Raw genomic sequence first — 19,755 nt, 5'->3', positions numbered from 1 at the left:
GGATCGACCTCAAGCCGAGCGGACATGGCCGGCATCCTCGTCGAAATCGCGCTGCACCAGTTCGATCAGCGAGCGGACAGCATCATCGGCACCATCGCCATTGGCCCTGATGTGCAGCACCGTGCCCTTCGGCGCCTTGGCCGCCATCACCTTGACGATGCTCTTGGCATCGAACCATGGGCCGTTGGCGGCGAGTGCAATTTCCACGTCGGCGGCAAAGCTCTTGGCCAGCTTGGTCAACTTCACCGAAGGACGCGCATGCAGGCCCACATCATGGGTGATCAGGACGGTCGCTTCGGCGGTTTCTGACATGTCTTCAAAAATCCCGTTCACTCACGACGGCGACAGTTCGTGCGCCGTCGCGACCACTTCCCGCAGCGAGGCGCCGCCGGATGCCTCGGTCGCCGCCATCACCGCGCCCTCGACGATCGGCGCGTTGCAGACGATGATTTTGTGCGCCCGCGGCTCGCCGATCATCTCGACCGCCATTTCACTGTTGGTCTCGGCGCCGCCGAGATCGACAAGGACGGCAACGCCGGCTTCCGACCAGGCCCTGTCGATGGCGCCCATGATCGCCTCGACATTGGTGCCGAGCCCGCCATGGCCATTTCCACCGCACCACGCAAGCGGCACTTCGTCGCCCACCATCTGGCGTACCATGTCGGCCGTGCCCTCCGCGACCAGCGGTGAATGCGACACGATCACGATCCCGACATTGCTCATGCTTTGTCCCCGATGATTTGCGCGACCGTGCGCACCAGCAGCGCTGTCGAGCGCGCGCCGGCATCCATATGGCCGATGGAGCGGTCGCCGAGGAACGAGGCACGGCCGCGCAGCGCCTTCATCGGCACGGTCGCTTCGGCGGCGGCGTCCGCGATGTCGGCTATTTCAGCCGCCGTCTTTCCCCCGGCCAACGCGTCATGCACCGGCTGCAGCACATCGAGCATGGTTTTCTGGCCGACTTGTGACTTGCCGCGCGCGGCCACCGCTTCGATCGCCTTGCCGAAGGCAGCCGTCAAATTGGCATGGTCGGGCTCCGCCGAAATCTCCTTGCCGAGCGCCATGAACAGCGTGCCGAAGAGCGGGCCGGAGGCACCGCCCACCGTCATCACCAGCTTGGTGCCGATCGCCTTCAGGGCGTCGGGCAGCGGCTTTGCCGCGAACGCATCGGCCTCGGCGCGCACGGCTTCGAAGCCGCGCTTCATGTTCAGCCCATGGTCGCCGTCGCCGATCGCCTGGTCGAGCGCCGTCAATTCCTCGGCGTGAGCGGCAATCGTGTCCGCGGCCGCGGTGATCAGCCTCGAAAGGTCCAGCGCCGTCATGTCGCCCGAATTCCCGGTTTCCACCTTGCCCGCAGTAGCGAAAGAACGGTCGTTCGACAACTGGTGCATGCGTCAGGCCGTGACAAGCAGCGTAGCAGCAGCCGCGAACACTTCGGCCACGGCATGGGCGCCGGGGTCGATTACGCCGTGCAATTTGGCGCCGACATAGGCGGACCGGCCGGCCTTCGCCTTCTCCATCTCGGCCGTTGCCTCGGCGCCGCGCTGGGCCGCTATCGCGGCTTCCTCCAGGCCCTGGCCGTCGAGCGCCTTCAAGGCCGGCTCCAGCGCGTCGACCATGGTGCGATCGCCCGGTCTGGCTCCGCCGTAGAAGGTCATTCGTTCAAGGCCGGCGAGCAGCCCATTGGATAGCTTCGCACCGCTGTCCATTGCCTGCGCAGCCGCCGTGAAGAAGATCGACAGCAGCACGCCGCTGGAGCCGCCCATCGAGGCGCTCAGGATATCGCCCATCGCGCCAAGGGTCGCGGCCGGCCCGGCAAGCGGCAGCGTATCGAGCCGTTCGAGGATGCTGCGCGCGCCGGTCGCCACGGTCGAGCCGGTGTCACCGTCGCCCGCCTTGGCGTCCAGCCCGTTCAATGTCGCTTCGAGCGAAATCAGCCTTTCGCAGACAGTGGCGATCAAGCGCCTGGTGCCTGCATCCTGGCTGGCCTTGCGCGCCGCGCCTTGTCCGGCTGCCTTGGTCATAGGTACGACAGCAGGCGCAACGACCGGCTTTGCCGGCATCCAGGCATGCGGGCCGACCGGTGCCAGCAAGGCAGCCTTTCGCGCCGCATCGAGCTTGATCAGCGACAGTGAGAAACCGTTCATGTTGAGCGCCGTCATCAGCGGCCCGGGGCCGATCGTCAGCTTGACGGTCTTGGCGAGCGGCGAGGCAAGCACCGCATTGGCAACCAGCGACATTTCGAGCGGAGGCACCGAGCCCAGATTGTTGATCAGCAAGGCATAGGTGGCCTTCGGGTCGAGCCGCTCCGCAAGGCGCTCCGCCATAATGGCTACCAGCCGGTCGGCGCTTTGCACCGCGATGCGCTCGACGCCGGGCTCGCCATGGATGCCAAGGCCGAGCTCGCCATCGTCGGCGCCGAACCTGTCTTCATGCGGCTGGCCTGGGATCGAACAGGACGACAGCGACATGCCGAGCGAGACGATATCCTTCGCAGCAGCACGCGCGGTTGACGCGATCTCGGCCAGATCGCGGCCGGCTTCCGACAGATGGCCTGATATCTTGTGCACGAACAATGTGCCGGCAACACCCCGCGGCTGGGCGATATCGGGCAGCGCGATGTCGTCGGCGACGATCACCATATCGACCCGGAAACCTTCGGCGCGCGCCTTCTCGGCCGCCAGGCCGAAATTGAGCCGGTCGCCGGTGTAGTTCTTGACGATCAGCAGGCAACCCGCAGGACCGGTGACCGCGCGAATGGCCGCCATCACGGCCTCGACGCTCGGCGAGGCAAAGATTTCGCCCGAGACGGCAGCCGTCAGCATGCCCTTGCCGACAAAGCCGGCATGCGACGGCTCGTGCCCGGCGCCGCCACCGGAGACGACGGCAACCTTGGACTTGTCCCAATCGGCGCGCAGCACGACCTTGATCTCGGGATAGCCGTCGAGGCGCGCGAGGTCGCCTGAGCCAATGGTGCGCAACAATCCGTCCAGCGCCTCGGTGACGATCGTTTCCCTGCGGTTGAAAAAGTGCTTCATCGAATTCGTCCCGTATTTCGCAATCGTCAATCAGAAGCCGGCATAACCTTGGCGGGGATGCCGAAAATCATTCACATCAGTCGTTGTCCGTCGGCGCCGAAATAGAGCGGCGACCGGTAACGGATTATCACTTTGTCGCCCTGCGCGAGATCGGTGTCGGGATCGGTCAGCGTCACCAGTTTCTTCGGCCCTACCGTCACATGCAGATGGTTCTGGTCGCCGAGATGCTCGACCCAGTCGACAACGCCGTCGGCATGGCCGTTCATGGCTTTCTCGATCGCCAGATGCTCGGTGCGGGCGCCGATCGTCCTGGTGCCGACCGGCGCGCCGCCGTCAGGCAGCAGCCCCGTCGGCAGGAGATTGATCGCGGGCTGGCCGAGCCGTGCCGCCACATGCAGGTTTGCCGGTTCGGAATAGATGGTTCGTGGTGAGCCGATCTGCACCAGCACGCCGTCGGCGAGAATGCCGATCCGATCGGCCATGGTCATGGCCTCGATCTGGTCGTGCGTGACGTAGAGCATGGTGGCGCCGAGTTCGGACTGGATGCGCTTCAGTTCGAGCCTGAGATCCGCGCGCAGCTTGGCGTCCAGCGACGACAGCGGCTCGTCCATCAGATAGATGGACGGCTTGCGCACCAGCGCGCGGCCGATGGCGACGCGCTGCATCTCGCCGCCCGACAATTTCGTCGAACGGTTGGCGAGCTTGTGATGGATGCGCACCATCTTCGCCACCTCCTCGATCCGCCGGCGGATCTGGTCTTCCGGTATTTTCCGCGCCGGCGAGCGCAGGGGGAAGGCGAGGTTGTCGAACACCGACAAATGCGGATAGAGCGAATATTGCTGGAAGACGAAAGCGGTGTCGCGCTCGGCCGGCGACAGGTTCGTGGCATTGTGGCCGCCGATCTCGATCGTTCCGGCATCCGGCCGCTCCAGCCCAGCGATCAGCCGCAGCGTCGTCGTCTTGCCGGCGCCGGTCGGTCCCAGCAGCACGACGAATTCGCCGTCAGCTATATGCAGGTCGAGACCGTTGACGGCGACATGCTCGCCAAAATTCTTGGTCACGCCCTTGATGCGCACATCAGCCATGCTGCACTCTCCGCTCCGAGGCAGTATCGTGGATCGCGGTTCTCACCGCGCGCCCGGAGCCCTTGTCGAACAGGGACAGCCGCGCGCTGTTCAGCGTCAGGCCGACATGGTCGCCGGTGTTGAGCCGAATTTCGGCCGGCACCCGCGCCTTGATGATGCCGTCCGCCGTCTCCACCGCCACGATCTGCGTGGTGCCAAGATATTCGGTGCCGTAGATGGCGCCGCGCAGCTTGGAGGCATCGTCGAAGCGGATGTGCTCGGGCCGGATGCCGAGCGCCATGTCGGCCGGCGCGATGTCCTCGCGCACTTCCGGTACCGCGACCCTGGCACCCTGGACGACGATCTCCTTTACACCCTTGGCGAGCCCGCCGCCGAAGCCCAGAAAATTCATCGGCGGCGAGCCGATGAAGTCGGCGACGAACATGGTAGCGGGGCGGTCGTAGATCTCGCGCGGTGTGCCGAACTGCTCGATGACGCCATGGTTCATGACGGCGATCTTGTCGGCCATCGACATCGCTTCCATCTGGTCATGTGTGACGTACACAGTCGTCGCGTGGATACGGTTGTGCAGCTCGCGCAACTCATGGACCATCAAATCGCGGAATTCGGTGTCGAGGGTCCCCAGGGGTTCGTCCATCAGGAAGCATTTCGGCCGCCGCACGATGGCGCGGCCAAGCGCGACGCGCTGGCGGTCACCGCCCGCCAGTCCCGAGACCGATTTGTTGAGCAGATGGTCGATGCGCAGAAGCTTCGCGGTCTGCTCGACGCGGGTGCGGATCTCGGCCGACGGCATGCCTTGCGCCAGCAGCGGAAAACCGATGTTCTTGCGCACATTCATGTGCGGATAGAGCGCGAACAGCTGGAAGACGAAGGCAATGTCGCGCTCGCGTGCCCTGAGCATGGTGACATCGTCGCCGCCGAGCAGGATCTGGCCACCGGTCGGCAATTCCAGCCCGGCGATCATGCGCAAGGTGGTGGTCTTGCCGCAGCCCGATGGCCCGAGCATGACGAAGAACTCGCCGTCCTCGACGACGAAGTTGGAGTCCTGCACCGCGACGAAATCGCCGAAGGCCTTTCTCAGATGTTGGACGCGGATCTCGGCCATGATTATTCCGGGAACTTCGAGACAATGATGAACATCACCGTGCCGGCGAGCATGGTGATGAAGGAATAGGTGTAGAGCGACAGCGCGAAGGGCTGGAACAGCATCAGGAAGCCGATGGCGATCAGTGCGGTCGCGATGTTTTCCATCAGCCCGCGCCTTGCCCAGCGTGGCCAGCGAGACTTGCGTTTGATGGGCTTGGTCATGCTCATTTGCGCACCGCGCCGAAGGTGATGCCGCGCAGCAATTGCTTGCGGAGCAGGATGGTGAAGACAAGGATCGGAACCAGGAAGATCGTCGTGCCGGCCGCGACCGCCGGCCAGTCCTGCCCGCCTTCGCCGATGATGGTCGGGATGAAGGGCGGCGCCGTCTGCGCCGTGCCCGAGGTCAGAAGAGCGGCGAAGGCGTATTCGTTCCAGGCGAAGATCAGGCAGAAGATGGCGGTCGCGGCAATGCCGGTGGTCGCCTGCGGCAGCACGGTGCGCCAGAAGGCCTGCAGCCGCGTATAGCCGTCGATCATGGCGGCTTCCTCGTATTCGCGCGGAATCTCGTCGATGAAGCCTTTGAGCAGCCATACCGCCAGCGATACGTTGACCGCAGTGTAGAGCAGGATCATGCCGAGCGCGGTGTCCGACAGCCCAAGCTCGCGGTACATCAGGTAGATGGGGATGGCGACCGCGATCGGCGGCATGAAGCGTGTCGACAGGATGAAGAACAGAAGGTCGTCGGCGAGCGGCACCTTGAAGCGCGAGAAGCCATAGGCCGACAGCGTGCCTAGGAAGACGGCGCAGAAGGTCGAGCCAAAGGCGATGACAAGCGAATTGATGAAGCGCGGCAGGAAGTTGGATGGTCCGGCGATCACCATGTTGCGCTTGCGCACCGTCTCGTCGCAGAAGCCGGTCGCCGGTCCGAGCGAGTTGATGTAGTCCGGCGTCTGCCTGGTCCGCGTCGTGAACAAATTGCAGTAGCCCTCGATGCTCGGCTGGAACACGATCTTCGGCGGATAGGCGATCGAGTCCGGCGGCGTCTTGAAGCTGGTGGCGAAGATCCACAACAGCGGCACGATCGAGATCAATGCGTAGGCGATGATGATGGCGCCGGCGATGCGCTTCGAACCTGCCGAGGGGGCGACGACCGAATGGGCAGTGGTCAGGCTCATCTCTGTTTCACCTTGTTGAGCGCCTTGACGTAGATGTTGGCGAGACCGAACACCGCGACGAACAGGATGATGGCGAAGGCTGACGAATAGCCGGTGCGCCAGCTTTCGAAGGCCTGCCGCTTCAGCGTGATCGAGGCCACCTCGGTGGTCGAGCCCGGTCCGCCGCCGGTCAGCAGATTGACCATGTCGAACATCTTGAAGTTCTCGATGCCGCGAAACAGCACCGCCAGCATGATGAAGGGCAGCGCCATCGGCAGGGTGATCGACCAGAACTGTCGCCAGTTCGAGGCACGGTCGACCTCGGCCGCCTCATAGATGTATTCAGGGATGGAACGCAGGCCCGCGAGGCAGATCAGCATCACATATGGCGTCCACATCCAGGTGTCGACGATGATGATCGACCACGGTGCCAGCGACACGTTGGACAGCATCTGGATGCTTGTCGGCGGAATGCCCGAGACGAACGAGATGACGTAGGAAAACAGCCCGATCTGAGGCTCGTAGAGGAAGCGCCAGAAATTGCCGACCACCGCCGGCGACAGCATCATCGGCACCAGGATCAGCGTCGTCCAGAAGGCGTGGCCGCGGAACTTCCTGTCGATCAGCCAGGCCAGCGTGAAGCCGATCAGCGTCTGCAAGAGGATGGTCCAGAACACGAAATGCGCCGTCGTCTGCATGGCGATCCAGATGTCCTGGTCGCCGAGGATGCGCTGGTAGTTGGCGAAACCGAGGTTCTTCACCACCTCGTTGGGGCGGTTGGCGCGGAAATTGGTGAACGACAGGTAGATCGCCCAGAACAGCGGAAAGATATTGATGGCGAGCAGCAACAGGATCGTCGGCGAGATGAACAGCCAGGCGAGGCCCTTGTCGCTGATGCCCCGGACCTTGCGCGCCAACGGTTCCGGGGTTGCCCGGGCAACGTTCTCCGCGGTCCGATTGAGCATGGCAAGTCCTGCTTCGGTCACTTGGCGTCTCTGTGATGGAATTTATCTGAACCGCGTCCCGTGCCAAGGGCGGCACGGGACGCGGCGGTCACAGCTCGGGAGGAGCCTTGGATATTGCCTCGCGGCTACATCTTGCCATCGTCCTGGAAGACCTGCGTCCAATCCTTGACCAGCCCGTCGAGCGCATCCTTGGCCGAACCCTGGCCGGCGACGACATAGTCGTGGAAGCGCTTCTGCGAGGCCTGCAGCAGCGGTGCGTAGCTCGGCTCGGCCCAGAAGTCCTTCACAATGGCCATCGAGTCGAGGAACGTTTGAGCATAGGGCTGGCTGGCCGGGAATTTCGGATCCTTGACCACCGCGTTCAGGCAGGAATAGCCACCGAGCGACCACCACTTGGACTGCACGTCCTTGTTGGCGAACCACTTGATGTATTTCAGCGCCGCTTCCTGCTTGTCGGAATAGGACACCACCGAAATGCCCTGGCCGCCGAGCTGGGCGAACTGGCCGCCGTCCGGCCCCTTGGGATTGACGAAATAGCCGATCTTGTCGCCGCCGACATTCTCGTCCTTCTGCAGGCCCGGCCATGTGAAGGCGAAGTTCATGTGCATCGCCACCTGGCCGGATTTGAAGGCATCGACGCCTTCACCCATGTAGCTGTTCGAGGCGCCGGGAGGGGTGCAGCAGTCGTAGAGCGCCTTGTAGAACTCCAGCCCCTTCACCGATTTCTCGGAGTTGACGAAGCCTTCCATCTCGTAGGGCTTCTTCGGGTTTTCGTACTGGAAGCCATAGCTGTAGAGCACGTCCATGGCGCCCATGGTGATGCCTTCGGAGCCGCGCTCGGTGTAGATCGAGGCGCCGTAGACGGTCTTGCCGTCGACCTGCCGCTTCTGGAAGAATTCGGCGATCTGCTTCAGCTGGTCGAAGGTGGTAGGCGGGCCGAGGTCCCAGCCATACTTCTCCTTGAACTCCTTCTGCAGCTCGGGCTTGGAGAACCAGTCCTTGCGGTAGGTCCAGCCGACGACGTCGCCCATGGCCGGCAGCGCCCAGTAATTGGGCGTGTTCTTCGGCCATTCCGAATAGCCGACGACGGTCGCCGGCACGAAGTCGTCCATGCTGATCTTCTCCTTGTCGAAGAAGTCGTTCAGCTTGACGTAGTGGCCGTTCTCGGCCGCGCCGCCGATCCACTGGCTGTCGCCGATGATCAGGTCGCAGAGCTTGCCGTGCGAGTTCAGCTCATTGAGGAAACGGTCGGCATAGTTGGTCCACGGCACGAATTCGAATTTCATGCCGATGCCGGTTTCCTTGGTGAAATCCTTGGACAGTTCGACAAGCGCGTTGGCCGGGTCCCAGGCGGCCCAGCACAGCGTCAGGTCTTCAGCGTGCGCGGCGTTCGAGACGGCTGTCGACGCTGCGATCGCCGAGGTCAGTCCCAACGCCAGTTTCAAGCTCGATTTCATGCCTTCCTCCCATTTGTGAAACACGCCCGGATGGCGGTCTCAAGAACCTCAACCTCTCTCCTCAGAGTCCCAAACATGGCGGCATCGTTGCGCCGCGGGATGTTTAGTAATTTGTTTAGTGATGCAATTTTTACTAAACAAGGCAAGCGAATTCGTTGCTGCGCCGCAACATGCTGAAGTCGGTCTCTGAAAACGTTGGGAAAAGCGCCGAGGGCCCGGCCGGACGAGCGCGGATTGTGGACGCGGTCCGGAAGGTCAGTCGACCCGCTTGGTGCTCACCATCACCGTCCTGATCGGCGGGGGTGGCGGAAGCAGCGCACGGATGTCGCCGAATGGAAACGTCGGCTCGAAGCGGAAGGCTTCGGCCAGCGAGCCTTGCGCGCCATTGCATTGGCCCGAGCGAAAAAGGTTCTGCGTCAGCGCGATATCGACGAAGCGATCCGGGTCCTGCGACTGGTGCATGCGGATCGCCAGGGCCTTGATGTCGGCATGAGCGGAAATATCGACATAGTGGGTCGGCGAGAACCCGGTGCCGCCCATCGTGTCGGCATGCAGCACGGGGACGCCGAACGACGCAGCGATGCGCACGCCGTCCGACAGCGCGCGATGGTCGGCGTGATAGTCGTTGGGCGCGTGCGTGATCACAAGATCCGGCCCGATGTCGCTGATCAGCGTTTTCAGCGCATCGATCAGTGCGGCGTCCGCCGCCAGCCCGCCGTCGGGAAAGTCGAGGAAGCGCGGCGCCGCCCCGAGCAGCGCGGCCGCGGCCAGCGCTTCCTCACGGCGGACACGAGCCAGAACAGCGGGATCGCTCTTGCCGCCCCTGGCACCATCGGTGGCCACGGCAAAACTGAGTTCCGCGCCTTGCGCGGCATAGGCGGCCATCGTACCGAACATGAAGATCTCGATGTCGTCCGCATGCGCACCGAGCGCCAGTATTTTCAACTTTCTCTCCCCGGAAATGAAAACGTGCCGAACGGTATCCTGCTCGCCATGATCGCCTATGCAAGCTAATCGGGCAGCGATGCCGTTATCAAGAGCCTGGGGGCAATTCACGGTGTTCGAGATCGGCTTCTTCTCGACCCTGTTTGCCGCTGCTTGGTGCGCGAGGAAGCGCGGCTGGGTAAGGTGCGCTGGAATCCCTTTTCGCGCACCCGGCTTTGAACCGGCGCGACTTTCACGAGTTGCACGGCGCCCGCGACCGCTGATATGCGATCGCAATGACGACCAGACCCTTGCCGGAGCTTCCGGTATCCGCCGTGCTGCCGGCGCTGAGCGAGACGCTCGGCTCCGACAACAGCGCCGTGCTGGTGGCACCGCCCGGTGCCGGCAAGACCACGCTGGTGCCGCTGGCGCTGCTAGATGCGCCCTGGCTGGGCACGGGCAAGATCGTGTTGCTCGAACCGCGCCGGCTTGCCGCCCGCGCCGCGGGGCGCCGCATGGCCGAACTGCTGGGGGAAGAGCCCGGCGCCACGGTGGGCTATGCCATGCGTATGGAAAACCGCACCTCGGCGCGGACGAAAATCCTGGTCGTCACCGAGGGCGTGCTTGCGCGCATGATCCTTGACGACCCTGAACTGCCCGGCGTTTCGGCCGTCATTTTCGACGAATTCCACGAGCGCTCGCTCGACGGCGATTTCGGTCTCGCTCTCGCCCTCGATGTACAAGGCGCGCTGCGGCCGGATCTGCGTTTGCTGGTGATGTCGGCAACGCTCGACGGCGCACGGGTCGCAAAACTCCTGTCGGGCGCGCGGGTGATCGAAAGCCAGGGCCGCGCCTTCCCTGTCGATGTCAGGTATGACGAACGGCCGGCCGGGATGCCGATCGAGGACGCCATGGCCAAGGCAATCCGCTCCGCGCTTGCCGACGAGAGCGGCAGCGTGCTTGCCTTCCTTCCCGGCCAGCGCGAGATCGAGCGCACCGCCGAGCGGTTGGCCGGCAAGGTCGGCGCCGACACCGATATCGTCCCGCTCTATGGCCAGCTCGACGGCAAGGCGCAGGACGCGGCGATCAAGCCGGCGCCGGCGGGCCGCCGCAAGGTGGTGCTGGCGACCTCGATCGCCGAAACCTCCATCACCATCGACGGCGTGCGCGTCGTCATCGACTCCGGTCTGTCGCGGCTGCCGCGCTATGAGCCGGCCAGCGGCCTGACACGGCTGGAGACAGTTCGCGTCAGCAAGGCTTCCGCCGAGCAGCGCGCCGGCCGCGCCGGCCGTACGCAGGCCGGCGTCGCCATCCGGCTGTGGCGGGCTGAGCAGACGGCGGCACTTCCCGCCTTCACGCCGCCGGAAATCCTCGAGGCGGACCTATCCGGCCTGCTGCTGGACTGCGCCACCTTCGGTGTCTCCGATCCCGGGACGCTCGCTTTCCTCGATCCGCCGCCGGCTCCAGCGCTCCATGAAGCAAGGGCGCTGTTGCGCGCACTCGATGCCATCGACGAGGCAGGCCGGTTGACGGACGCGGGCGCTTCGATGCGCAAGCTCGCTCTGCCGGTACGGCTGGCGCATATGGTCGCCGAGGCGGCGAAGGCCGGAGAGGCGCAGGAAGCGGCCATGCTCGCCGTGCTGCTCACCGAGCGTGGCCTCGGCGGCGACGGTGCCGATCTCGAACGGCGGCTGATGCGCTTTCGCGGCGAGAAATCGCCGCGTGCCACGTCGGCGCGCCAGCTTGCCGAGCGCCTGGCCAGGCAGGCAGGTGGTGCGAAGACCAGCGGAGCTGTTCCAGCCGGAACCCTGCTCATCCATGCCTGGCCGGACCGCGTCGCCAAGGCGCGCGGCGAGCGCGGCCGTTTCGTGCTGGCCAATGGCTCCGGCGCCATGCTCGATGCCGCCGATCCGCTGGCGGGCGAACCCTTTCTGGTCGTCGCCGACCTGCAGGGCAAGGCGCAGAATGCCCGCATCACGGCGGCGGCGGCGATCAGCGAGGAGGACATCCGGTCAACGCTTGCCGGCAAGATCGAAACGCGCAGGCAGACGAGCTTCGACCGCGAGCGCCGCGCCGTGCGGGTGCGCGAAACCGTGCGCCTCGGTGCCATCACGCTCGCCGAACGCATGCTGCCGGCGCCGGCCGGCGCCGATGCCGACCGCGCCATCATCGAGGCCTTGCGCGAGCATGGGCTTTCCCTTTTGACCTGGAGCAAGGAGGCCCAGACGCTGCGCCAGCGGCTGTCCTGGCTGCACAAAGGCTTAGGCGCGCCCTGGCCGGACATGTCGGATGAAGCACTCATCGGACGCCTCGACGACTGGCTGCTGCCGTTTCTGTCCGGTGCGGCATCCCTGGCCGCCATCGACGCCGGCACTGTCCCGGCCGGGCTGGCGTCGCTCGTGCCGCACGACCTGCAGCGCAAGGTCGAGACGCTGGCCCCGACCCATTTCGACGCTCCGTCGGGCAGCCACGTGCCGATCCGCTATGACGGCGAATGGCCGGTGCTGGCGGTCCGCGTCCAGGAACTGTTCGGCCTCGACCGCCATCCTTCGATCGCCAACGGTACCGTGCCCTTGACGCTCGAATTGTTGTCGCCGGCACACCGGCCGATCCAGACGACGCGCGACCTGCCCGGCTTCTGGCGCGGCTCCTGGGCCGACGTGCGCGCCGACATGCGCGGCCGCTATCCCAAACATGTCTGGCCGGAAAACCCGCTACTCGCCGCCGCCACCGCCCGCGCCAAACCGCGAGGGACCTAGCCTTGGGGATAACGCACGCCTTGGCGATTGGCGCTCATCATTTCGTCATCCCAGGGTCTCCGCGACGGAGCTTCGCTCCTGCTTCGCCCAGGGATGACAAAGTTGGGGAGGCCTCGGGCTGACAGCGCTGCTGGCGCTATTCCTCCCACGGCTGTAATCCATTGCCATGATCAACATCCTGAACACGCCCGATTTCCAGCAGAGCCAGCGACTGCGCCTCAACACGCTGATCCGGCTGCGCTGGCTGGCCATTGTCGGACAGAGCGTGACGGTGCTCGTCGTCGCCTACGGCCTGAAATTCCCGCTGCCGGTCAGCCTGTGTTTTGCCCTGATCGCCTGTTCGGCCTGGATGAACCTGTTTCTGGCCTTCCGGTTTCCGGCCGCGCACCGGCTCACTCCGTTCGCAGCCTTCGGCATCCTGATCTTCGACAGCCTGCAGCTAGCCGGGCTGCTCTATATGACCGGCGGCCTGACCAATCCGTTCTCGCTGCTGATGACCGTGCCCGTCGTCATTTCGGCGACCTCGCTGCCCCTTCGCCTCACCGCCATCCTTGGCGGGCTGGTGATGATAGCGGCGACCTTGCTGGTCTTCCGCCATCTGCCGCTGCCCTGGCATGAGGACGCGCCGCTGGCGATGCCCTTCGTGTATGTCGCCGGCATGTGGATGGCGGTGCTGTCGTCCATCGCCTTCACCGCCATGTACGCCTTCCGGGTGGCCGCGGAAGCCCGGCTTCTGGCCAACGCGCTCGCCGCCACCGAACTGGTGCTGCAGCGCGAGCAGCATCTTTCGGCGCTCGACGGGCTGGCCGCCGCCGCCGCGCACGAACTCGGCACGCCCCTCGCCACCATCACGCTGGTCGTCAAGGAAATGGAGAAGGCGCTCGGCACCGATCCGAAATACGGGGAAGACGTGAAGCTGCTGCGCTCGCAGAGCGAGCGCTGCCGCGAAATCCTGAAGCGCCTGACCAGCCTGTCGTCCGAAGGCGAGGCGCATCTGTCCCGCCTGCCGCTGACCTCGCTGGTCGAGGAGGTCACCGCGCCACATCGCGACTTCGGCATCTCGATCAAGCTTCGTCCGGGCGAGCGGTCCGGACCGGAGCCGGTCGGGCGGCGCAATCCGGGTGTCATCTACGGCCTTGGCAACCTGGTCGAGAACGCCGTCGATTTCGCCCGCAAGAGCGTCACCATACGCTGGAGCTGGGACGAGGCGATGGTCTCCTTCTCGATCACCGATGATGGCCCGGGTTTTCCGCCCGAGATCATCGACCGCATTGGCGAGCCCTATATGTCGACACGCCAGGGCAATGAAGCCGGAGGCGGCCTCGGGCTCGGCCTGTTCATCGCCAAGACATTGCTCGAACGGTCTGGCGCCACGCTCGATTTTCGCAATTCGAGCGGCCTCGGCGAAGGGGCCGTGGTGCGGATTTCCTGGCCGAGGAGCGTCTTCCTGAACCCGGAAACGGCCCCGGCGACCATGTTTGACACTGCGTAATTGGACAATAGCCCCGCAAAACTATATCTGCGTAAAAATAAGGCAGCAGGAATTTTCGAGACGATGACAGGCGATGAAAACAGTGGGCCTATGGTTGAAGGCGAGGACACCTCGCTTCTGATCGTCGACGACGACAAGCCGTTCCTGACCCGTCTGGCCCGTGCCATGGAAACCAGGGGTTTCGTGGTCGAGACGGCGGAGAGCGTCGAGGAGGCCGTGGGCAAGGCCCGCGCCAATCCACCCGCCTATGCGGTGGTCGACATGCGGCTCGGCGACGGCAATGGCCTCGACGTGGTCGCCGCCATCCGCGAGAAGCGCGAGGATTCCCGCACCATCATCCTGACCGGTTACGGCAACATCGCCACCGCGGTGACCGCCGTAAAGCTCGGCGCCGTCGACTATCTGTCGAAGCCCGCCGATGCCGACGATGTCTTTGCGGCACTGACCCGCACCACCGGCGAGCGCGCCGCCCCGCCCGAAAACCCGATGTCGGCCGACCGCGTACGCTGGGAGCATATCCAGCGCGTCTACGAGATGTGCGAACGCAACGTCTCCGAGACCGCGCGCCGGCTCAACATGCATCGCCGCACGCTGCAGCGGATCCTCGCCAAGCGCGCACCGCGTTAGGATCGCTGGCTGCCGCCTGGGATCGATGAAAATTTACAGCCTGCGGTGGAGACGACCCAATCGCCGAAGTCAGCGCTGCCCATCATCGCCCTGCCGGGTACTTCTCCCCGTATAGTGACGGGGAGAAGGGGCTAGCGGCAATGGCGACGCTCTTCTGGCGACGTCGACGATTGGCGAAACCGGTTGCGAGAGCGCCCCTCTCCCCGTCACTATACGGGGAGAGGATGCCGGCAGGCAGGTGAGGGGCGGCGCCGGCGCCTGGACAATGAAGCCCGCCGAGCAGGCGACATGACGGAGGCAAAATGCAGGATTTGAAGCAACGGCCGGTTTCCGTCTTCCGCGAGTTCCTGGACAGCGAGGCGGCTGGCGGCATTGTCCTGATGGTGGCGGCGGCCCTTGCCCTGATCGTCGCCAATTCGCCGCTTGCCGAAACCTATTTCGCCGTTCTCCACGCCTATCTCGGCCCGCTCAGCGTCTCGCATTGGGTCAATGACGGGCTGATGGCGGTGTTCTTCCTGCTCGTCGGGCTGGAGATCAAGCGCGAGATGCTGGATGGCCAGCTCTCGACCTGGCCGCGCAGGGTGCTGCCCGGCATCGCCGCGGCCGGCGGCATGGTGGTGCCGGCTCTGGTCTATGTCGCCATCAACAGCAGCAATCCGGCCGCACTGTCCGGCTGGGCGATCCCGACCGCCACCGACATCGCCTTCGCCCTCGGCGTCCTGTCGCTGCTCGGCAGCCGCGTGCCGGCCTCGCTGAAGGTCTTCCTGACCGCGCTTGCCATCATCGATGACCTCGGCGCCGTCATCATCATCGCCATCTTCTACACCAGCGGTCTGTCGCTGGCCTATCTCGGCGCGGCCTTCGCCGTCATTGCCGCGCTTGTCGTGCTCAACCGCATGCGGGTGATGACCCTGGTGCCTTACCTCGTGCTTGGCGCCATCCTGTGGGTGCTGGTGCTGAAGTCGGGCGTCCATGCCACGCTGGCCGGCGTAGCACTTGCGCTCACCATTCCGCTCGAACGCTCCGCCGGGATCGGCCACGATCTCGACCATTCGCCGCTGCACCGGCTCGAGCATGGCCTGCACAAGCTGGTGGCGTTCATCGTCGTTCCGATCTTCGGCTTCGCCAATGCCGGCGTTTCGCTTGCCGGCCTGAGTTTCGGCGCCTTGATCGAGCCGCTGACGCTGGGCGTCGCGGCCGGTCTCGTCGTCGGCAAGTTGGTCGGCGTGTTCGGCTCCTCCGCGCTCGCCATCCGCTTCGGCCTCGCCGACCTGCCGGCCCATGCCGGCTGGTCGCACATGGTCGGCATTTCGCTGCTGTGCGGCATCGGCTTCACCATGAGCCTGTTCATAGGCCTGCTCGCCTTCGCCGGCGATGTGGCGCTGCAGGACGCGGTCAAGGTCGGCATTCTCGCGGGTTCCTTCATCGCCGCGCTGCTCGGTGCCGCGGTGCTGCTGATGGCGCCGGCTGCGAGTGGCGTGGAAGGGACGGAGGAGTAGCAGTTCCGGGCTGAATCATCTGCTGGCAACGCCGCGCCGCCAACATCGGAAGATTGCGGACGCCGTCCCGGCGTCAATTTCAGGGCCGCGATTACTCGCTCTCCCCCTCCAGCGCCGGTACCGCCACCCCCGCAAGCTCCGCCGCGAGCAGCCGTGCTGCGCCCGCACGCGCGATGCGCAGCATCAGCGCCTTGCGCGTTGCCGCCACCATGCGGTGCTCCGGCGCGTCGCGCAAAATCTCGGCGCCATATCCGTCGGAGAGGATGAAGCCGCACTCTTCCGGAAAAATCTCCGCCGGCACACCGGGATGGGTGGCAAAGAAAAAACGGTCGGAATGCAGGCGATAGTCCGGCCACTTGCGGTCGACGCGAAAATCCTCGATCGAGGATTTGATCTCGATGATCCAGATATCGCCCTGCCGTGTCAGCGCCACGAGATCGGCGCGGCGGCCGGTGGCCAGCGACAGTTCAGGCAGCACATGCGCGCCCATTTGCATCAGCAGTCGCTGCACGCCCCGCCGCACCAGCATGGCGCGCTCGGACTGGCGACCGTCGATCAGAGGGTTCAGGGGAATCGGGGAGATGATTGGCATGGCAGGCACCATGCCAGATTTTGTTCACGGTTTGAACCTGTGAAAATGAGTTGCGAGCGCAGCTAGGCCAATTGGGTGCGCGAGTTGCCGAGCTTAAGGCTGCGCGGCAACCTCGGCCCGAGTGGGCACATATTGAGGGCGGCCCGCTTGGTCCGACAGACCCGCTGGAGACGGAATTCTTGCAAAGGACGGGGGTGCGGTTGTTCCCCCAGGGTGGTTTTGCCCTTGGCGCCCTTATAGTCTTTATCCAGTCGTTGCGTCGAACCACCAAATAGGTTGCCGGCCTGTCGAACGGCTAGAGGTCCTTATCAGTCGGATTAAAGACCTTCCGGGCTTTCAAATCGCCCCAGTATAAGGTCAAGGCCAGCAACGCGGGATAACCAATGCCGCCGACAATGACGACCGCGATGAGGCCAAACCACCTGTACGCGAGAATGCCGATCACAATAAGGATCATGCTTCCAACAAAACTACTAAAGGGCGCGACATGGCTGATTTGCATCAGAGCTTCCACAGCGGAGCCATTCCCCCTACGGCTGGGTAGCCCCAGCCCACTTAGTGTTACCTTCAAAGGTACGGCCTGTCGAGGACCATATTCCTATTTCACTTTGGGTTTGTCAGCCAGATAATCGCCTTTGGGCGGGTGATTATATATTTGATAGACCCACAGCCGAACCGGGGTTCATCCAAATGTCATGATGGGGCGGTACATTAGTCATGCCGAATATCCCATCCGGCTCCATCATTCAGCCCGGTCCCAACCCGGGCTTTCTTTTTAGGTCTCGACGGTTTCCAGCCTGGACCGTATGGATCCGATGGCGCTTACGATGGCCTCTGCGGTTTCTCTGTCCAGCGCGATATCCAAGGTACCCTCGGTCGTCTGTATCGACAGGATGCCGAGGGCGCCTTGGTCGTCATTGACTGTGCAGACGTGGATTTCGGTCGGCACGAAAGGCGGTGACTTTTCCCTGCGGTCCATCGTTCACCTGATGTCAGCGGGGCGAACGACAATCGCGCAACCCCGCGACATATTCAAGCGGGCTAAGGTTGTAACTCCTAGCTAGGCCGGCCGCCCCTCCACAAGGCAGGCCGTGGGGAAAGCGGGGATTGGCGCTCGCGAAGAACCACTACCGCTGCCAGAAGCCACGGTGCACCGAGACCAGCTCGTCCGCGATTTCGGGGAAGGGGCCGTGAACCGCGATCTTCTTCTGTCCAGAGCCGAGCACAACGCGCGAGGACAGGCTCATCGTCGGGTTTTCGGGATGGTCGCCAGTCAGCGCGAGAAGCTCTGTCTCCTCGAAGCCATAGACCAGCCGGCCGATATTCGCCCAGTAGAGCGTTCCGGTGCACATCGCACAGGGCTCGCCGGTTGAGACCAGCGTGCATGTCCACAGAAACTCCGGCGAATAGGCTGCCGCCGCGCGCCGGGCAAGTTCGGTCTCGGCGTGATGAACGGTGTCGATATTGCCTTGGCGCATGAGGATCACGTCGTCGGGGCCGACCAGCACAGCACCGAACGGATGATGGCCGTGCGCGGCAGCCTCGCGAGCGACCGCATCGGCGGCGCGAAGGTGGGCGAGCATCTGGTCGCGGGTCATGCAGTCTCTCCGGTTTGGGGTCACCGACCGGCGGGACCAACGGCAGTGCCTATACCCTACGCTCATATTGGAGCGTGCAATATGCCACACGACCAACGCTAGCGGCGTTCACGAGCGTGTGGCAAGGCGGCTGGCGCCGCCTTCGCCCAGGCCACCTTCCTCGATACGAGGTCTATCGCTCCTGCGGTGAGGTTTGTCGCTGACTAACGCCGCCCCCGCCATATCATCCAGGATCGGGCAGTCCGGCCGCTCGTCGCCATGGCAGGCGTGAACGAGCTTCTGCAGCGTCGAGCGCATCGACTGCAGCTCGCGCACCTTCTCCTCGATGGCCATGACATGAGCGGCGGCGATCGCGCGCACGTCCTGGCTGGCGCGGCCACGATCCCTGTAGAGCGCCATCAACTGGCGGCAATCGTCTATGGAAAAGCCGAGGTTGCGCGCGCGGCGCAGGAAGGCCAGCCGGTGGATGTCGTCGCCCGAATAGTCGCGGTAGCCATTGGCGGCGCGCGCGGGCGCGATCAGGCCGATTTCCTCGTAGTAGCGGATGGTCTTGGCCGGCAGGCCTGAGCGGCGGGCGGCGTCGCCGACATTCATGGCGGGTCCTCGATTTTGCGGGCCTGCGATTCAGGCCCATTGAATTTCCTTGACAATCCGGCGAGGTATGTTGCCGAAATGCCATAGTGATACGCATACCAGCATGTAAGTCCCCGCATATAGGCATCGTGTGCTTGGCAAGCAAAGCAAATGCCAGCATGAATGATGATGAGAAAGCGGCCGACTCGTGCCGCTCTGGTTTAGGCGGGGCACCGGATCACCACATGCGCATGAAGTCGCTTGCAATAATCGCCGCACTGGCGCTGTCCACCGCTATTGCCGGTTGCAGCACCATCGGCGGGCAGATCTTCTCCAACGACTATGGCGCGGTGACCGATGCCGGTTACCAGCTGCCGCGGATCCCGATCGAGAAAGTGCCTTCGAAGTACCATCGCCAGGAAGTCAATTACGACACCAAGGAAAAGCCGGGCACCATCATCGTCGATACGCAGAACAAGTTCCTGTACTTCGTCGAGGGCGGCGGCCGGGCCATCCGCTACGGTATCGGCGTCGGCCGCGAAGGCTTTGAATGGCACGGCACCGCCCATATCGCCATCAAGCGCGAATGGCCGACCTGGACACCGCCCTCGCAGATGATCAAGCGCCAGCCCGAACTCGCCAAGTTCGCCGGCGGCATGGATCCGGGCCTGAAGAACCCGCTCGGCGCGCGCGCCATGTACCTGTTCAACAAGGGCGGTGACATGGGCTACCGCCTGCACGGCAGCCCGGAATGGAACTCGATTGGCAAGGCCATGTCGTCGGGCTGCATCCGGCTGATGAACCAGGATGTCATCGACCTCTACGATCGCGCCGAGGTCGGCGCCAAGGTCATCGTTCTTTAGGGCATGATGCCGGAAAAGCCCGTCCGCTTTTTCGGCATATCGT

Annotated in this window: 20 protein-coding genes; 5 read left to right on the top strand and 15 right to left on the bottom strand. The window is 64.2% G+C overall.

All coding sequences use genetic code 11. The features are described 5' to 3' along the window. Positions 1-9 precede the first annotated feature (9 nt). The 11 genes from O7B34_RS03630 to O7B34_RS03580 form a co-directional block, all read right to left on the bottom strand. The gene (locus O7B34_RS03630; RefSeq protein WP_337144899.1) at positions 10-312 is read right to left on the bottom strand and encodes an HPr family phosphocarrier protein; all 303 of its coding nucleotides are present in this window, start codon (positions 310-312) and stop codon (positions 10-12) included. 21 nt (positions 313-333) lie between these two features. Next, positions 334-723: a dihydroxyacetone kinase phosphoryl donor subunit DhaM gene (dhaM, locus tag O7B34_RS03625; protein WP_140506598.1), complete on the bottom strand. Its 390-nt coding sequence runs from the start codon at positions 721-723 to the stop codon at positions 334-336. Then, entirely contained in the window at positions 720-1,322 is a 603-nt protein-coding gene (dhaL, locus tag O7B34_RS03620) for a dihydroxyacetone kinase subunit DhaL (RefSeq protein WP_337145191.1), read from the bottom strand. The genes dhaM and dhaL overlap by 4 nt, the downstream gene beginning before the upstream one ends. Before the next feature lie 72 nt (positions 1,323-1,394). Beyond that, entirely contained in the window at positions 1,395-3,038 is a 1,644-nt protein-coding gene (locus O7B34_RS03615) for a dihydroxyacetone kinase subunit DhaK (protein WP_337144898.1), read from the bottom strand. A 71-nt stretch (positions 3,039-3,109) separates the two neighbouring features. Continuing rightward, positions 3,110-4,123, bottom strand: coding sequence for an ABC transporter ATP-binding protein (locus O7B34_RS03610; protein ID WP_337144897.1), 1,014 nt, complete (start codon positions 4,121-4,123; stop codon positions 3,110-3,112). Beyond that, entirely contained in the window at positions 4,116-5,228 is a 1,113-nt protein-coding gene (locus O7B34_RS03605; protein ID WP_337144896.1) for an ABC transporter ATP-binding protein, read from the bottom strand. Before O7B34_RS03605 ends, O7B34_RS03610 begins: the two co-directional genes overlap by 8 nt. 2 nt (positions 5,229-5,230) lie before the next feature. Further along, on the bottom strand, positions 5,231-5,437 hold the full coding sequence (locus tag O7B34_RS03600; RefSeq protein ID WP_084636526.1) for a hypothetical protein: 207 nt from the start codon (positions 5,435-5,437) through the stop codon (positions 5,231-5,233). Then, positions 5,434-6,384 carry a carbohydrate ABC transporter permease gene (locus O7B34_RS03595; RefSeq protein WP_337144895.1) on the bottom strand — a complete coding sequence of 317 codons (951 nt, stop codon included), beginning with the start codon at positions 6,382-6,384 and terminating at the stop codon, positions 5,434-5,436. Before O7B34_RS03595 ends, O7B34_RS03600 begins: the two co-directional genes overlap by 4 nt. Beyond that, positions 6,381-7,328 (bottom strand): carbohydrate ABC transporter permease, encoded by a 948-nt coding sequence (locus tag O7B34_RS03590; RefSeq protein ID WP_095771946.1) that lies wholly within the window; start codon positions 7,326-7,328, stop codon positions 6,381-6,383. The genes O7B34_RS03595 and O7B34_RS03590 overlap by 4 nt, the downstream gene beginning before the upstream one ends. Before the next feature lie 125 nt (positions 7,329-7,453). Next, a complete protein-coding gene (locus tag O7B34_RS03585; protein WP_337144894.1) occupies positions 7,454-8,785 on the bottom strand; it encodes an ABC transporter substrate-binding protein in 1,332 nt (443 codons plus the stop codon). 255 nt (positions 8,786-9,040) lie between these two features. Next, entirely contained in the window at positions 9,041-9,730 is a 690-nt protein-coding gene (locus O7B34_RS03580; protein ID WP_337144893.1) for a PIG-L deacetylase family protein, read from the bottom strand. Between the two features lie 275 nt (positions 9,731-10,005). On the opposite strand from O7B34_RS03580, the gene hrpB reads away from it, so the two are divergent. From hrpB to nhaA, 4 genes are all read left to right on the top strand, one after another. Further along, positions 10,006-12,468: an ATP-dependent helicase HrpB gene (hrpB, locus tag O7B34_RS03575; RefSeq protein WP_337144892.1), complete on the top strand. Its 2,463-nt coding sequence runs from the start codon at positions 10,006-10,008 to the stop codon at positions 12,466-12,468. Positions 12,469-12,634: 166 nt separating this feature from the next. Next, a complete protein-coding gene (locus O7B34_RS03570) occupies positions 12,635-13,960 on the top strand; it encodes an ActS/PrrB/RegB family redox-sensitive histidine kinase (protein WP_337144891.1) in 1,326 nt (441 codons plus the stop codon). 63 nt (positions 13,961-14,023) lie between these two features. Continuing rightward, a complete protein-coding gene (locus O7B34_RS03565; protein ID WP_015314185.1) occupies positions 14,024-14,587 on the top strand; it encodes an ActR/PrrA/RegA family redox response regulator transcription factor in 564 nt (187 codons plus the stop codon). A 302-nt stretch (positions 14,588-14,889) separates the two neighbouring features. Beyond that, entirely contained in the window at positions 14,890-16,086 is a 1,197-nt protein-coding gene (gene nhaA, locus O7B34_RS03560) for a Na+/H+ antiporter NhaA (protein WP_337144890.1), read from the top strand. Between the two features lie 91 nt (positions 16,087-16,177). Here nhaA and O7B34_RS03555 read toward each other — a convergent pair whose 3' ends face one another. The 4 genes from O7B34_RS03555 to cueR form a co-directional block, all read right to left on the bottom strand. Then, positions 16,178-16,678, bottom strand: a complete 501-nt coding sequence (locus O7B34_RS03555) for an MmcB family DNA repair protein (protein ID WP_337129066.1) — start codon at positions 16,676-16,678, stop codon at positions 16,178-16,180. Positions 16,679-16,973: 295 nt separating this feature from the next. Next, the gene (locus O7B34_RS03550; protein WP_337144889.1) at positions 16,974-17,180 is read right to left on the bottom strand and encodes a hypothetical protein; all 207 of its coding nucleotides are present in this window, start codon (positions 17,178-17,180) and stop codon (positions 16,974-16,976) included. 625 nt (positions 17,181-17,805) lie between these two features. Beyond that, entirely contained in the window at positions 17,806-18,276 is a 471-nt protein-coding gene (locus O7B34_RS03545; protein WP_337144888.1) for a nucleoside deaminase, read from the bottom strand. 108 nt (positions 18,277-18,384) lie between these two features. Continuing rightward, on the bottom strand, positions 18,385-18,870 hold the full coding sequence (gene cueR / locus O7B34_RS03540) for a Cu(I)-responsive transcriptional regulator (protein WP_337144887.1): 486 nt from the start codon (positions 18,868-18,870) through the stop codon (positions 18,385-18,387). Between the two features lie 224 nt (positions 18,871-19,094). Here cueR and O7B34_RS03535 point away from each other — a divergent pair, with 224 nt between their 5' ends. Continuing rightward, a complete protein-coding gene (locus O7B34_RS03535; protein WP_027142903.1) occupies positions 19,095-19,712 on the top strand; it encodes a L,D-transpeptidase in 618 nt (205 codons plus the stop codon). The last annotated feature ends 43 nt before the right edge of the window (positions 19,713-19,755 follow it).

It is taken from the genome of Mesorhizobium sp. Cs1299R1N3 (genome assembly GCF_037179625.1).
Classification (GTDB): Bacteria; Pseudomonadota; Alphaproteobacteria; order Rhizobiales; family Rhizobiaceae; genus Mesorhizobium; species Mesorhizobium salmacidum.
The sequence above is the reverse complement of the archived record's forward strand: the minus strand, read 5'-3'. Positions and strand labels throughout refer to the sequence as shown.

Excerpts from the sequence above, each read along its gene's own strand:
- hrpB (WP_337144892.1), top strand. The coding sequence starts at position 10,006 with ATGACGACCAGACCCTTGCCGGAGCTTCCGGTATCCGCCGTGCTGCCG.
- O7B34_RS03555 (WP_337129066.1), bottom strand. The coding sequence starts at position 16,678 with ATGCCAATCATCTCCCCGATTCCCCTGAACCCTCTGATCGACGGTCGC.
- nhaA (WP_337144890.1), top strand. The coding sequence starts at position 14,890 with ATGCAGGATTTGAAGCAACGGCCGGTTTCCGTCTTCCGCGAGTTCCTG.
- O7B34_RS03565 (WP_015314185.1), top strand. The coding sequence starts at position 14,024 with ATGACAGGCGATGAAAACAGTGGGCCTATGGTTGAAGGCGAGGACACC.
- O7B34_RS03570 (WP_337144891.1), top strand. The coding sequence starts at position 12,635 with ATGATCAACATCCTGAACACGCCCGATTTCCAGCAGAGCCAGCGACTG.
- O7B34_RS03615 (WP_337144898.1), bottom strand. The coding sequence starts at position 3,038 with ATGAAGCACTTTTTCAACCGCAGGGAAACGATCGTCACCGAGGCGCTG.
- cueR (WP_337144887.1), bottom strand. The coding sequence starts at position 18,870 with ATGAATGTCGGCGACGCCGCCCGCCGCTCAGGCCTGCCGGCCAAGACC.
- O7B34_RS03630 (WP_337144899.1), bottom strand. The coding sequence starts at position 312 with ATGTCAGAAACCGCCGAAGCGACCGTCCTGATCACCCATGATGTGGGC.
- O7B34_RS03550 (WP_337144889.1), bottom strand. The coding sequence starts at position 17,180 with ATGCAAATCAGCCATGTCGCGCCCTTTAGTAGTTTTGTTGGAAGCATG.
- O7B34_RS03590 (WP_095771946.1), bottom strand. The coding sequence starts at position 7,328 with ATGCTCAATCGGACCGCGGAGAACGTTGCCCGGGCAACCCCGGAACCG.
- O7B34_RS03585 (WP_337144894.1), bottom strand. The coding sequence starts at position 8,785 with ATGAAATCGAGCTTGAAACTGGCGTTGGGACTGACCTCGGCGATCGCA.
- O7B34_RS03595 (WP_337144895.1), bottom strand. The coding sequence starts at position 6,384 with ATGAGCCTGACCACTGCCCATTCGGTCGTCGCCCCCTCGGCAGGTTCG.
- dhaM (WP_140506598.1), bottom strand. The coding sequence starts at position 723 with ATGAGCAATGTCGGGATCGTGATCGTGTCGCATTCACCGCTGGTCGCG.
- O7B34_RS03610 (WP_337144897.1), bottom strand. The coding sequence starts at position 4,123 with ATGGCTGATGTGCGCATCAAGGGCGTGACCAAGAATTTTGGCGAGCAT.
- dhaL (WP_337145191.1), bottom strand. The coding sequence starts at position 1,322 with ATGACGGCGCTGGACCTTTCGAGGCTGATCACCGCGGCCGCGGACACG.
- O7B34_RS03535 (WP_027142903.1), top strand. The coding sequence starts at position 19,095 with ATGCGCATGAAGTCGCTTGCAATAATCGCCGCACTGGCGCTGTCCACC.
- O7B34_RS03545 (WP_337144888.1), bottom strand. The coding sequence starts at position 18,276 with ATGACCCGCGACCAGATGCTCGCCCACCTTCGCGCCGCCGATGCGGTC.
- O7B34_RS03600 (WP_084636526.1), bottom strand. The coding sequence starts at position 5,437 with ATGAGCATGACCAAGCCCATCAAACGCAAGTCTCGCTGGCCACGCTGG.
- O7B34_RS03605 (WP_337144896.1), bottom strand. The coding sequence starts at position 5,228 with ATGGCCGAGATCCGCGTCCAACATCTGAGAAAGGCCTTCGGCGATTTC.